At 43.9% G+C, this 12,131-nt stretch carries 16 protein-coding genes; 7 read left to right on the forward strand and 9 right to left on the reverse strand.

Features of this window, described 5'->3' with window-relative positions:
* Positions 1–10 precede the first annotated feature (10 nt).
* Positions 11–145: a sporulation histidine kinase inhibitor Sda gene (gene sda / locus WQ57_RS11445; RefSeq protein WP_046523908.1), complete on the reverse strand. Its 135-nt coding sequence runs from the start codon at positions 143–145 to the stop codon at positions 11–13.
* 264 nt (positions 146–409) lie between these two features.
* On the opposite strand from sda, the gene WQ57_RS11450 reads away from it, so the two are divergent.
* The 3 genes from WQ57_RS11450 to WQ57_RS11460 all read left to right on the forward strand — a co-directional run bounded on the left by WQ57_RS11450 (position 410) and on the right by WQ57_RS11460 (position 1,286).
* Complete coding sequence (locus WQ57_RS11450) at positions 410–682, forward strand: hypothetical protein (RefSeq protein WP_046523909.1); 273 nt, start codon at positions 410–412, stop codon at positions 680–682.
* A gap of 122 nt (positions 683–804) precedes the next feature.
* Complete coding sequence (locus tag WQ57_RS11455; protein ID WP_046523910.1) at positions 805–1,029, forward strand: hypothetical protein; 225 nt, start codon at positions 805–807, stop codon at positions 1,027–1,029.
* A 53-nt stretch (positions 1,030–1,082) separates the two neighbouring features.
* Positions 1,083–1,286 carry a DUF6501 family protein gene (locus WQ57_RS11460; RefSeq protein WP_046523911.1) on the forward strand — a complete coding sequence of 68 codons (204 nt, stop codon included), beginning with the start codon at positions 1,083–1,085 and terminating at the stop codon, positions 1,284–1,286.
* Between the two features lie 84 nt (positions 1,287–1,370).
* Here WQ57_RS11460 and yidC read toward each other — a convergent pair whose 3' ends face one another.
* Both yidC and WQ57_RS11470 read right to left on the reverse strand, forming a co-directional pair.
* Entirely contained in the window at positions 1,371–2,147 is a 777-nt protein-coding gene (gene yidC / locus WQ57_RS11465; RefSeq protein WP_046523912.1) for a membrane protein insertase YidC, read from the reverse strand.
* A gap of 25 nt (positions 2,148–2,172) precedes the next feature.
* A complete protein-coding gene (locus WQ57_RS11470) occupies positions 2,173–2,451 on the reverse strand; it encodes a hypothetical protein (RefSeq protein ID WP_156183118.1) in 279 nt (92 codons plus the stop codon).
* A gap of 224 nt (positions 2,452–2,675) precedes the next feature.
* Between WQ57_RS11470 and WQ57_RS11475 the strand changes: the two genes are divergently transcribed.
* A complete protein-coding gene (locus WQ57_RS11475) occupies positions 2,676–2,993 on the forward strand; it encodes a hypothetical protein (protein WP_046523914.1) in 318 nt (105 codons plus the stop codon).
* A gap of 106 nt (positions 2,994–3,099) precedes the next feature.
* Here WQ57_RS11475 and pflA read toward each other — a convergent pair whose 3' ends face one another.
* From pflA to WQ57_RS11490, 3 genes are all read right to left on the reverse strand, one after another.
* The gene (gene pflA / locus WQ57_RS11480; protein ID WP_046523915.1) at positions 3,100–3,843 is read right to left on the reverse strand and encodes a pyruvate formate-lyase-activating protein; all 744 of its coding nucleotides are present in this window, start codon (positions 3,841–3,843) and stop codon (positions 3,100–3,102) included.
* Between the two features lie 391 nt (positions 3,844–4,234).
* Complete coding sequence (gene pflB, locus WQ57_RS11485; protein WP_046523916.1) at positions 4,235–6,460, reverse strand: formate C-acetyltransferase; 2,226 nt, start codon at positions 6,458–6,460, stop codon at positions 4,235–4,237.
* Positions 6,461–6,822: 362 nt separating this feature from the next.
* Positions 6,823–7,272, reverse strand: coding sequence for a cupredoxin domain-containing protein (locus WQ57_RS11490; protein ID WP_046523917.1), 450 nt, complete (start codon positions 7,270–7,272; stop codon positions 6,823–6,825).
* Between the two features lie 160 nt (positions 7,273–7,432).
* Here WQ57_RS11490 and WQ57_RS11495 point away from each other — a divergent pair, with 160 nt between their 5' ends.
* On the forward strand, positions 7,433–8,623 hold the full coding sequence (locus WQ57_RS11495) for a DHH family phosphoesterase (protein ID WP_046523918.1): 1,191 nt from the start codon (positions 7,433–7,435) through the stop codon (positions 8,621–8,623).
* Positions 8,624–8,916: 293 nt separating this feature from the next.
* Here WQ57_RS11495 and WQ57_RS11500 read toward each other — a convergent pair whose 3' ends face one another.
* On the reverse strand, positions 8,917–9,165 hold the full coding sequence (locus WQ57_RS11500) for a YkuS family protein (RefSeq protein ID WP_046523919.1): 249 nt from the start codon (positions 9,163–9,165) through the stop codon (positions 8,917–8,919).
* A gap of 115 nt (positions 9,166–9,280) precedes the next feature.
* Here WQ57_RS11500 and WQ57_RS26200 point away from each other — a divergent pair, with 115 nt between their 5' ends.
* Entirely contained in the window at positions 9,281–9,409 is a 129-nt protein-coding gene (locus tag WQ57_RS26200; RefSeq protein WP_082252953.1) for a YuzL family protein, read from the forward strand.
* 65 nt (positions 9,410–9,474) lie between these two features.
* On the opposite strand, the gene WQ57_RS11505 is transcribed toward WQ57_RS26200, so the two are convergent.
* Complete coding sequence (locus tag WQ57_RS11505; RefSeq protein ID WP_046523920.1) at positions 9,475–11,091, reverse strand: ABC-F family ATP-binding cassette domain-containing protein; 1,617 nt, start codon at positions 11,089–11,091, stop codon at positions 9,475–9,477.
* A gap of 252 nt (positions 11,092–11,343) precedes the next feature.
* On the opposite strand from WQ57_RS11505, the gene WQ57_RS27330 reads away from it, so the two are divergent.
* Positions 11,344–11,478, forward strand: coding sequence for a hypothetical protein (locus WQ57_RS27330; protein WP_277620288.1), 135 nt, complete (start codon positions 11,344–11,346; stop codon positions 11,476–11,478).
* A 35-nt stretch (positions 11,479–11,513) separates the two neighbouring features.
* Here WQ57_RS27330 and WQ57_RS11510 read toward each other — a convergent pair whose 3' ends face one another.
* Complete coding sequence (locus WQ57_RS11510) at positions 11,514–12,110, reverse strand: SCO family protein (RefSeq protein WP_046523921.1); 597 nt, start codon at positions 12,108–12,110, stop codon at positions 11,514–11,516.
* Positions 12,111–12,131: the final 21 nt, after the last annotated feature.

Here is a 12,131-nt window from a genome sequence, read left to right on the forward strand (position 1 = left end):
CTTTCATTTGTTAACGGGCCTTAAATGGCCTTAAACCTCTTCTTGAAATTTCATCCTTAAGTATTTTTGCCCATTCCTTATCACTTTCCGACTTTAATGCATCGCGATATGAGACCACCAACTGTTCATTGCTCATAATTTTCATTTGCATTCCTCCTCGGTAGAATGGTTTGAATATTTAATTTTTTATTAAGTTTAAATTTATTGTAAAGGTTTATGAAGCATTTGAAAACCCATAAACAAGAATTTTTTTATAGAATTGGGTGGAAACTTTTTCCTTAAATGTGGCTAAGCCGTTCACAGGAGATGTGAAGATCCTGTGACATCTATATAAATCCCAAGGAGAATTCCATATAATTAACTATAGAAATAGTGGTAATGATGATTTAAAAAACGTGGAGGTTAGCCTATGAAATATATATTGTCGTTATTTTTACTATCGTTCAGCCTCCTTCTACTTATAAAAGGAATCAATCTATGGTCGATAATGGTGCATGCGGATGGAAAAGGATTAGCCATCTCTTTCATGGGTATTGATATTGTGGAACGTGTGGCAAAGGAAGCTATCCCGGGCTACGCGCTTGGCTTTACGATCGCCGCGGTCATCCCGCTGTTCGTCTTTGCCAGCATGATTTTCAAACCCTTGCTGAAAGGGGACAAAGGAACAAGGGAATCTGTGTAAGCATAAAATAAAGGTTTTGTTAATCTTTGCTCCCAGGATGTTTAAACCAAGCAATATTTGTGGTAAAGAGAAAATAGACACTATCACCTAGGTAAAACATCTGGGAAAGAGGGATTAAAACAATGAATTTATTTAGCGAAAATGGAATATATGAAGTGGTTTACCGTGGATCTCATTTTTCATTTTTGCGCTTTATTAGAATGGATAACATTTGTGATGTTTGTTATATCACCCTTAAAAACATCCTTACAGGAGAAATGTTTACGTTTGAACAGGCAGGGGTATTGGCAATTCGCGAAACCACCGGCGCGATTGGAGCAGATAACAGCGAAAATGAAGTTGCATAGAGACAGTTATCTTCTTTATACTATATTGGAAGAGGATAAAGGAGATGCTGAACATGATTCACTTAGACTGGCATGAACGCCAAACCATAAAAAAAGTAAAATGCCTGCATACGAATGCGAACAAATACATCGTCAACCGTGTGCTGACCGCCGGAAAAGAATATGAAGTCAAAAATGAAAGCGATGAGTTTTACTTTATCATCGATAACTCCGGCAAAGTCGGAGGCTATTACAAGGATTACTTCACAAATGCATAAAACAATGAAAAAGAGCTGTCACTCCAAGTTGACAGCTCTTTTTCGTATTTGGCAGCTGCTGTTCATTTGAAGCCTGCGGCCTTCTCAGGCTTTTTCAGCGTGTGGAGGTGTTTCGCTGGCCCTTACACTGTAAAGTCTTCTTGAGATAAAGGTCTGAAGGATCAGAAACGCTCCGCCGACAGTCCAATAAAGCGGAAGGGCAGCAGGTGCATTAAGGGAGAAAAGGACAATCATCATCGGCGAAAGGAGCCCCATGAACTTAAGCTGTTTTTGCTGCTCAGGAGCAAGGTTGGCCTGGGATATCTTGAATTGCAGGAGGTAGACTGCTCCTGCAGCAGCAGTAATCCATATATCCGGCTGACCGAGGTTGAACCAAAGAAAGGAATGTGTCGCAATTTCATGGGATTCCGATATGGCGTAATATAACCCCATCAAGATTGGCATCTGGATCAAAAGCGGCAGGCAGCCCGCATTTAGCGGGTTCACTCCGTGCTTTTGGTACAGTGCCATCATTTCCTGCTGCAGCTTTTGCTGTTCTTTTTCATCCTTTGTCGCTTTTAGCCTTTTCTGGATTTCATCAAGCTCAGGCTTTAATTTATCCATCTTATCCTTCATGCTTTGCTGGGTCTTATATTGCCTAAGCATTAAAGGCATCAGCACCATTCTCAGCAAAACAGTGATCAGGATGATGGCTAGTCCAAAACTGCCATGTGTCAAGTCGGCAAACAGATGGATCAGTTTTTCAAAGGGCAGTACAAATGTGCTTCGGAAAAATGTCGTTTCCCCACCCGCTGCCTGGCAGCCTGTTAAAACCAAAGCCGCTGCAGCAAGGGATAATACTGACATGGATAATTTCTTCATTTTTCTCCTCCTGGTTTTCATTCATTTAAAAAGAGGGAGAAAAATGGTTGTCCTCATCATCAGCACTGATTTTCAATTTTACTGTCTTCAGGATTAGAATCGTTCTGTTTAGTGCAAGTCCCGCCAGGGCAATAAAAGCTGAATCGGATGCTGAAAGCCTGATTTGTGTCCTTTGGAGGGAAGAATGAACCAGAAGGCTGTCACCATTCAGCTTCCATAATACACAAAGTGTTACGCTTAGTAAGGCGCTGATATATAGAGGATAATAAACGGTAAATTCCAGTCCGTGATAAAGTTCGAACACAATGGTCACCTCAATTTTGCTTCCACAATAAAAGCATAGTCCTAGTATAAATGATTAAAACCGGATATGGAAACACCGTGCCAAATCTCGCACCAACCGATGCACGACTTACCAGCGGCGATTTGGTTTTAAAGCCCTGAAAACAGGCTAAGAATATAGCAACAACCAAGGAAAAGCTTTTCTTGGAGTTTTTAAGACTGGCAGCTATGAAAGGGGAAACTACGATGAAAAAAGTATATGGACTGATGGTCCAGGCAGGCGATGCAAACGAAATGCTGTGGGACCGGGGAGTCTGGGAGACAGAAGAAGCCGCAAAAGAATACCTGCAGTCAGAAATGAGAAATATTAATGGGATTTGGGTAACAGAATTGAAAGTAAATGACTCCATTCCTGAGGCGGCGGAACCAGAAGCGGAAGAAATGATCTTATGCGATCTGTGCGGAATAAAATATAATCCCGCTGATGTGAATGTAACGGATTTTGAAGATGCGGTCTGCATAAACTGCGAGCCGGAATATCTCACCCAGGAAAACATGCTTTAATGGATTTTAAATCAACAGCGCATTTTTACAAAAATGATGGAGCAGGAGAGCAGCGAATGCTGCCAACTCCTGCTCCATAATGTGTTTCCTCATTGCTGTGGCTTTGCTAATTGGAATCGCCCAATTTGGAGGTTAACAGGCAGTAAGCTTTTTCAACACTTTCATCACCGGGAGGATCTACCTCCTTTAAAGGATACTCAAGTCCCAGGGCCTCCCATTTATAGACGCCCAGTTTATGATAGGGGAGAACCTCCACTTTGGCGACATTTTGCAAACTTCCGATAAAATCGCCCAAACGCTGTAAATCATCCTGTGAATCGGTGATACCGGGCACAAGTACATGGCGTACCCAAATCGGAACCAGGCGATCAGAAAGGAATCGTGCAAAGCTAAGAATGTGCTCGTTGGTTAATCCCGTCAGTTTTTTATGCTTTTCACGGTCTATATGCTTTAGATCCAATAAAATCAAATCGGTGTACTCCAGCAGCTCAGCAAGCTGCGATTGGAAGAGGTGGCTTGTTGAATAACAGCCGCCTGAAGAGTCAATGGTTGTATGAACGCCAAGCTTTTTGCACTCTTTGAACAACTCGATCAGAAATGGAATCTGCAGCAGGGGCTCTCCGCCACTGACGGTAATTCCGCCGCCGGATGCTTCGATAAATGGCAGATAGGACTTCAAATCATCAATGATTTCAGAAACACTCATTTGTTTCCCTGTTCCTATTTCCCAGGTATCAGCATTATGGCAAAACTGGCAACGGAGAAGGCAGCCCTGCGTAAACACAATATACCTTATTCCCGGTCCGTCCACTGTGCCCAATGTTTCGATAGAATGAATGTTTCCAATCATGATGAAGAACTCCTTTCAGGATAGAAGTTGGCATCCAGCCTCCCGTTTAGGGGAGAAGGGCCAGCTTAATTAAAATGGCTGGAGCTTCCCCAAGGGGAGGAAGCTCCTTGTGTTACATAGATAAGAAAGTATAAAGTGGAGCACTTAGATAACTGTCAAGCTCCAGCGCCTAGCCAGTTTTCATCCTTGAATTAGCTTCCTCGAGTATCTTGCGAGAAGCATAGCTTTGAGCAGCTCGAGTCATAAGCCACTCCAGAATTGAAGGCAAAAAACGCCTTCTATTCTGGGATCGTCTTATGCTGGTCGGGGCTGAGCACTAAGGAAAGCTTCTAAGAATTAACATCGCAGGAACAATCCGCTTTTAGATTGTTCCGAAGGCGCTTACGCTCTCTTACATAGAATCATGGAATGTCCGGTTGATGACGTCCAGCTGCTGTTCGCGTGTCAACTTGATGAAATTGACCGCATATCCGGAAACACGGATGGTCAGCTGCGGATACTCTTCCGGATGCTCCATTGCATCCAGCAAGGTTTCCCGGTTAAAGACGTTGACGTTCAAGTGGTGCCCCGTCTTGGCTGCATAGCCGTCCAGGATGGCAACAAGGTTGTTGATTCTTCCGTTCTCTTCTTTCCCCAGGGCCTTAGGCACAATGGAGAACGTATTGGAGATTCCGTCCAATGCATACTCATATGGAAGCTTTGCAACAGAAGAAAGGGAAGCAAGAGTTCCTTTTGTATCGCGGCCATGCATTGGGTTGGCTCCTGGAGCGAATGGTTCCCCGGCACGGCGGCCATCCGGAGTATTACCTGTCTTTTTGCCGTACACCACATTGGATGTAATGGTCAGGATGGACATTGTATGAACGGAACCGCGGTAGGTTGGGTGTTTCTTCAGCTTGTTCATAAAGTTTTTCACCAATTCGACAGCAATGCTGTCTACGCGGTCATCATTGTTTCCGTATTTAGGGAAGTCGCCTTCAGTCTCAAAGTCTACGGCCAGGCCGTTTTCATCACGGATGACTTTTACTGTTGCATGCTTTATGGCGCTTAAGGAGTCGGCCACCACACTTAGTCCGGCAATTCCAGTTGCCATGGTGCGAAGAATTTCCGTATCATGCAGAGCCATTTCAATGCGCTCATAGCTGTATTTGTCATGCATATAGTGGATGATGTTCAGGGTGTTGATATAAAGGCCTGCGAGCCATTCCATCATATTATCGAATTTAGCCATCACTTCATCATAGTCAAGGATGTCGGATGTAATCGGGCTGTAAGCAGGAGCCACCTGAATTTTCAGCTTTTCATCCACTCCGCCATTGATGGCATAAAGCAGGGCTTTAGCCAGGTTGGCACGGGCACCGAAGAATTGCATCTGCTTGCCGATTTCCATCGCGGATACACAGCAGGCAATTCCATAGTCATCGCCATACTCAGGGCGCATGATATCATCGTTCTCGTACTGGATTGAACTCGTTTGGATCGACATTTTCGCGCAGTACTTTTTAAAGTTCTCCGGAAGCTGGGTGGACCAAAGCACGGTTAGGTTAGGCTCTGGGGCTGGTCCCAGATTATCCAGGGTATGAAGGAAACGGAACGAGTTCTTAGTAACCAGAGCGCGTCCGTCCTGAGCCATACCGCCAATGGATTCAGTCACCCAGGTAGGGTCCCCGCTGAAAAGTTCGTTGTAGTCAGGAGTTCTGGCAAACTTGACCAGGCGGAGCTTCATTACAAAATGGTCCACTAATTCCTGTGCTTCCTGCTCTGTTAGAGTGCCATCCAAGAGATCGCGTTCAATGTAGATATCAAGGAATGTGGACACACGCCCAAGGCTCATGGCTGCTCCGTTTTGTTCCTTAATGGCAGCCAGGTAAGCGAAGTAAAGCCACTGGAAGGCCTCTTTGGCATTGCTTGCCGGTTTGGAGATATCAAACCCATAGCTTTCTGCAAGCTGCTTTAATTCATTAAGGGCACGGTATTGTTCAGAAATCTCTTCCCTTAGGCGGATATTGTCTTCCGTCATGATTTGGCTTGTGGACTGATGATCCTTTTTCTTTTCCTCCATGAGGAAGTCCACTCCATACAAGGCTACCCGGCGGTAGTCACCAATGATGCGGCCGCGGCCGTATGCATCTGGAAGGCCTGTAATGATACCTGCTTTACGGGCGAGTACCATTTCTTTCGTATATGCATCAAACACACCTTGATTATGAGTTTTGCGGAAGTCTGTAAAAATCCGTTCTACTTCTTTATTCAATTCGTATCCGTAGGATTCAAGGGATGCTTTTGCCATCCTGATTCCGCCAAAAGGCTGCATGGAGCGTTTGAATGGTTCGTCTGTCTGAACGCCTACAATCGTCTCTTTTTCTTTGTCCAGATATCCGGGTCCATGGGAAGTGATGGTTGAGACGATCTCAGTATCCATGTCCAGGACACCGCCTTTTTCGCGCTCCTGTCTTGTAAGGTCCATTACCTGTTTCCATAACTCATTTGTCGAGTCGGTCGCTTTTTCCAGGAAAGAATCATCGCCATTGTATTGTTTAAAGTTATTCAGGATAAAGTCGCGGACATTGATTTCTTTTTGCCATGTTCCGTTTTTAAAACCTTTCCACTGTTCCATTGTCATTCACCTCAAAATTAAGTTTATTCGGGCATATAACAGTTGCTACACTTATATCATACTACTACTGTAACAGTTATGCTGTGACGAATTTGTGAATTAGTTAACAATACAAGAATGACGGTTACTCCAGCGTTTTTTATAAAATCGCTAAGTAACTTTTAGATGGTCTGTACTATATATGCGTGGGTGTTTTGAAGCCTGTTATATAGAAGCGGACAAATAATTATGATTCATTTATTGAAGCTAAATAGATTATAACAAACAAGATTTGCAAGGTTTTAAGGTGGTTATGAATGTTTTGTGAAATGAAGTGATAAAAAGCACAAAGGCAGGAGAAAATCTCCTGCCTTTGTGCTTAATTAATCTACCACTATATACGCAATCATTGGGCCATTTCTGTCCTTGTCGGGATGTGTCAGACAGATGAGCCTGTACACTCCTTCCTTCGCGAACTGTAACGGAACGACTGTTTCTTCTCCTTGTTTTACTGTGCCCTTTATATCTGTTCCTTCAATAATAAACGGATGCTCCATTCCATTCACGCCATAAATGATAAGGTTCACTTTCTCGTCTTTTTCAAGCAGGATCGCTCCAGGATCCCATCGATACGCCTCGATTTTTTTGCCTGCAGGAGTGGTGGCTGAAAACTCGCCAGTAACCAAATGGATGTCCCGCGCCTTTTCGGAACCTGGACGCGCAGCTGTCTCGGAAACCGGGTCCTTAAGAAGCCAAATTGAGCCTGCTGTCAGAACTGCCAAAATCATGATAGCTATGAATACATACTGTTTTTTTATGACCAAAAAATGCACAAGCTTCATCTCCTTTTTAATAGCCTTGATTCATCATATGCTTAAGGTCTTCGGAAACTTGTCTACTTTTTTTCGTTGGCAATTAAAATTAGGGTTTGCATAGAAATTTTTTTATCCACCAAAATAATAGAGGTATTTTATAAATGGGAGGAAAAGGGACATGATTCATGTATTCACCCATAACGATCTTGATGGGGTAGGCTGCGGCATCCTGGCAAGGCTTGCTTATCCTGAAGAAAGCGATGTCCGTTACAATTCTATTTCCAGTTTGAATTTTCAGCTTTCGCGATTTTTGGAGCGGCTGGATGAAAATGCGGCTGAAATGAGTGGACTTTATATTACCGATCTCACTGTAAATGAAGAAAATGCATTGAAAATCGATGCGCTTGTTGAAGCGGAAGTTTCTGTCAAGCTGATTGACCATCATAAAAGTGCGCTTCACTTAAACGATTTCAGCTGGGCCAAGGTGACAGTGGAATACGGGGATGGGAGGCTCGCTTCTGCAACTTCATTGTTTTATGACGAACTCATCCACTCAGGGAAGCTCGGAAGTGGTGGTCCGATTTCAGAATTTGTCGAGCTTGTGCGCCAGTATGATACCTGGGAATGGGATGAAAACAACAATGTAAAAGCCAAACAATTGAATGACTTGTTTTACCTTCTTTCGATTGACGAGTTTGAACAAAGGATGGTTCAGCGCCTTGCCGAGAGTGAGCAATTTGAATTTGATGATTTTGAGGCACAGCTTTTGAAAATGGAAGATGAGAAAATTGAAAGATATATCCGGCGCAAAAGCAGGGAGCTAGTGCAAATCATGATAGGGGGCAAGTGTGCAGGAATCGTACATGCGGAATCCTATCATTCGGAGCTGGGCAATGAACTGGGCAAGGAACATACTCACTTGGACTATATTGCGATTATCAGCATGGGAGGGAAAAAAGTCAGCCTCAGAACGATCCACGATGATGTTGATGTTTCAGCCGTAGCGGGCCAGTTCGGGGGAGGAGGACACGCAAAAGCGGCAGGGTGTCCGCTGACTGAGGAAGGCTTCAAAGTATTTGTCAAAGAGGTTTTCCCGCTGTCACCGATTAAAATCGATTCATCAAGGAATGTCCACAACCTAAAGGAGTCGGAATATGGCACCCTTTATGAAAACAACCAAGGAGAAACATTTTTTATTTATTCCGAGTCTAAAGGGAACTGGAGAGTAGAAAGGGAAGGCAAGGATTATTTTAAGTCCTCCAGTTTCAAAGAAGCTGAACGGGAGATCAAACGCCGCCACGGAGCAGCACTTGCAAAGGATGACGTCTTTGTAAAATTTCTGGCCAACAGCTATATCAGCGGGAAGTAATAAAGAGGCATCCTCACGTGAGGGTGCCTTTAGTTTAGGGGTCAGTGCCCAACCGTGTAATAGTAAAAATAAAGGAGCTGTTTGAATGAAGCCATTATTCGGACTTGAAGCCCGGTTTTCTTTTGAGAGTGGTCCGAAAGCAGCCATCATTCGGACTCGAAGCCCGGTTTTTCATTAGGGAGCTGTCCTCATAACACAAACGCAGCATAAGTCCATTAGATTCACTCAACGTAAAAGGGGCTATCCAAGAAGCTAGAAACACTGCTTTTTTGGAAGTCCCCTTTACAAAAGTATTATGATCTACCTAATCTTTGCTCTACCTGGCGGCAAACCTCATCAGCGGAAAGGCCGTTTGCTTCAATGACGGAACCTTGTGTTACCGTATCCTGCATTCCCATAATGTTTGAGTCAATTCCTGTCACTACACAGAAGTCACATCCCTGCGCATCTGTTTCCTGACGAAGCTCGATGACGTCGTAGCCTTTTTCACGCAGAGCTTCCGATACATTTGTTAAGGATTGTTCAACACCAACTCTTGCCATTTGACACACCTCCTCCTTGAATAAGGTTTTCCGCGCAGAAGGAAAATTATTCGTGGAGGACATCCTGCATATATTTTTAGCCAGCATGCAAACTAATAATCATGGAGGTGGATGTATGTCCAAGCGTAAACATGACCCATCAACAATTGGTTTGAACTCTCCCCAGGTAGAAGGACAGGGAACAACGAATCATGAATCCGGGGTAAAGGCGCCCTCATCACGAAATAAACAAAAAAAGCAATAAAGGAAAATGAAAGAGCCCGGTCATCCCGGGCTCTAGCTTATTAATGATAAGGCGCTCGCGCTATCCTAGTACATCTGCGCTACTTGCTGCTGCAGTTCCTGATTTTCCAGGTATTCATCATAGCTCATTTGTTTATCCACAAGGCCGGAAGGGGTGATTTCGAAAATCCGGTTTGCAATCGTCTGGACAAACTGGTGGTCATGGGACGAGAAGAGCAGGGAACCTTTAAAGTTGATTAGACCATTATTCAACGCCGTAATCGACTCCAGGTCGAGGTGGTTCGTCGGCTCATCCAGAACCAGGACATTGGATCCTGACAGCATCATTTTTGCCAGCATGCAGCGGACCTTTTCACCGCCAGACAGGACGCTCGCTTTCTTTAATACCTCATCACCGGAGAAAAGCATTCTTCCCAGAAAACCGCGCAGGAAGCTCTCGCTGTCATCCTTAGGTGAAAACTGCCTCAGCCAGTCGACAAGGCTCAGGTCGGACCCCTCGAAATACTGTGAGTTATCTTTAGGGAAGTAAGCCTGGCTGGTCGTAATGCCCCATTTGAAGCTTCCGCTGTCCGGCTCCATTTCTCCCATCAGGATTTTAAACAGGGTCGTTTTGGCGAGTTCGTTTTTGCCGACAAGGGCGATTTTGTCATCTTTATTCATGACAAAGGAAATATTATCGAGAACTTTTTCGCCATCGATTGTTTTTGAAAGTCCTTCTACCCGCAGCAGGTCATTGCCGATTTCGCGCTCAATCGCAAAATTAACGTATGGGTAGCGCCGGGAGGAAGGCCTGATATCATCAAGGGAAATTTTATCGAGAAGTTTTTTCCTCGAAGTAGCCTGCTTCGACTTGGATGCATTCGCACTGAACCTGGCAATAAAGGCCTGAAGTTCCTTAATTTTTTCTTCCTTTTTACGGTTGGCATCCTGAGCCATCTTCGTAGCAAGCTGGCTTGACTCATACCAGAAGTCATAGTTGCCGACGTAAATTTGAATCTTGCTGAAATCAAGGTCGGCAATATGAGTACATACCTTATTCAGGAAGTGACGGTCGTGGGATACAACAATCACTGTATTTTCAAAGTTGATGAGGAACTCTTCCAGCCACTGAATCGCTTTAATATCAAGGTGGTTGGTCGGCTCATCCAAAAGAAGGACGTCAGGTTTGCCAAACAGAGCCTGTGCAAGCAGGACTTTCACTTTTTCTCCGCCATCGAGGTCGGCCATTTTCTTATTATGGAGATCTTCGCCAATTCCCAACCCCTTTAGAAGGATAGCTGCTTCAGAATCAGCTTCCCATCCGTTAAGCTCAGCAAATTCGCCTTCAAGTTCAGCAGCTCTCATCCCGTCCTCATCCGTGAAATCTGCCTTCATATAAATAGCATCTTTTTCCTGCATGATTTCGAATAGACGGGCATGGCCCATAATAACAACTTTAATCACTTCTACTTCTTCATATTCAAAATGGTTCTGTTTTAAAACAGCCAGGCGCTCCCCGGGTGTTAAGGAAACAGTCCCTGTCTGGGCTTCGATTTCACCGGACAGGATTTTTAGGAAAGTAGATTTCCCGGCGCCGTTCGCTCCAATCAGTCCATAACAATTGCCAGGGCTGAACTTTATGTTTACATCTTCAAAAAGCTTGCGGTCCCCGTACCTCAAGCTCACATTATTAACTGTAATCATTGTAATCCTCCATTAACCATAATCCACAGCATTATACCATATACCGGATGGCAGTGCGAATTCCTTCCCCTATATTTGTAAAAAATAGGTTTTATCCTATTCCAGTGGGGAAAAGAAAAGCAGCAAGCAGAAATGGAATGAATGGTTTACCAAACCTGAAAAAAATTTCAATTTTTTTGCTCATCTTCACACATTTATCATCTTTATGAGGTAAAATGATAGACAAAGAGGTCGTAAAAGGAGTTTTTGCGAATGGCTAAACAGCAGCTGGTTGATATCGTGAACCGTCTGAAAGAATCAGGGGTAAAAGTCAGCCTTACTAAGCCAAAGTCTGAATGTTTCTCCCTGCAGCAGAATAAGGAACATCCTACAGTGAACTCGCATTAGAAAAAGCGGTGAGAAAAGGCATCTCGCCGCTTTTTTTATAGTTCCTTCATGATTCTTTCATAGACTTCGTCTTTATTGAATTCCTCACCCATGGGGAATTTTTTTATGAATTTATTGTTTTCATCAATTAAATAGGTAAAGGTACTATGGACAAAGAATCCATTACCGGGATCTTTATACTGGAACTGGAATTGGTCTGCCACTCCCCTTATTTTGGCTTGTTCTTCTTTAATATTAGCGGGATCGCCTGTGAGCATCAGCCAACTCCCATCATCCGAGATCTCAAAGGCCTCCATATATTTCTGCATGATTTCCGGCGTATCACGATAAGGATCGATTGTGATTGTAATAAATTCTACCTTGCTGCCGAATACACCTTCATCCTGGAGATCCTGTTTGAGCAGATTCATTTTTTGTGTAGTTGTTGGACAGATGTCCGGACAGTGGGTATAAATGAATTCCACTAGCTTTATCTTCTTGCTGTCGCCAAAGCGGTAGTCTTCCTGATTTTGTGTCATAAGGGTGATATTCTCTGGAATCTGTGCGTTGGCGTCCCTGATCATTAAGAAGGAAATGCCGCTGCCGATTCCCAACAGGATAATCAGTCCGCAGATTATATAGATTTTCTTCAACTTGCTGCTCTCCCATCATAT

Source organism: Mesobacillus campisalis (assembly GCF_000986785.1).
In the GTDB taxonomy this organism is placed as follows: Bacteria; Bacillota; Bacilli; order Bacillales; family Cytobacillaceae; genus Mesobacillus_B; species Mesobacillus_B campisalis.